Source organism: Metabacillus idriensis (assembly GCF_009674765.1).
In the GTDB taxonomy this organism is placed as follows: domain Bacteria; phylum Bacillota; class Bacilli; order Bacillales; family Bacillaceae; genus Bacillus_P; species Bacillus_P idriensis.
Genome location: NZ_WKKF01000036.1, coordinates 1 through 533, shown reverse-complemented (window position 1 = coordinate 533; position 533 = coordinate 1). Strand labels below are relative to the sequence as shown.

The 533-nt window shown below is 40.0% G+C and carries 2 rRNA genes; both read left to right on the top strand.

The window, feature by feature from the left end:
* The first annotated feature begins 138 nt into the window (after window positions 1-138).
* A 5S ribosomal RNA gene (rrf, locus tag GJU41_RS24535) occupies window positions 139-254 on the top strand.
* Window positions 255-469: 215 nt separating this feature from the next.
* Window positions 470-533: ribosomal RNA gene (locus tag GJU41_RS24530) — 16S ribosomal RNA — on the top strand; the annotation flags it as partial.

Here is a 533-nt window from a genome sequence, read left to right as displayed (position 1 = left end):
GGTGACGTGTGGAGCTGACAGATACTAATCGTTCGAGGACTTAACCACAGTCTAATAAAGTGTAACATTTAAGTGAATCTTGTTATCATACGTTATTTAGTTTTGAAAGAATAACATTCTTTCTTCAATTGCATATTGTCTGGTGATGATGGCAAAGAGGTCACACCCGTTCCCATGCCGAACACGGAAGTTAAGCTCTTTAGCGCCGATGGTAGTTGGGGGTTTCCCCCTGTGAGAGTAGGACGTTGCCAGGCTGTAGCAATGATAGTGAGCAGCTATATGCTGTGAATTATCTGCGGTTCATTCCGCTAAGCTATTAATTTTAAAAAAGTAGTTGACTTTATTAATCTAGTATAATATGATTGTAAAGCTGCTCTTGAAGCAAATGATCTTTGAAAACTAAACAAAACCAAAAGCGTACCAAACGTTTTAAATTTTTGAAGTCAGCAACAAATTGAGTCACAAATTTTCTTCGGAGAGTTTGATCCTGGCTCAGGACGAACGCTGGCGGCGTGCCTAATACATGCAAGTCG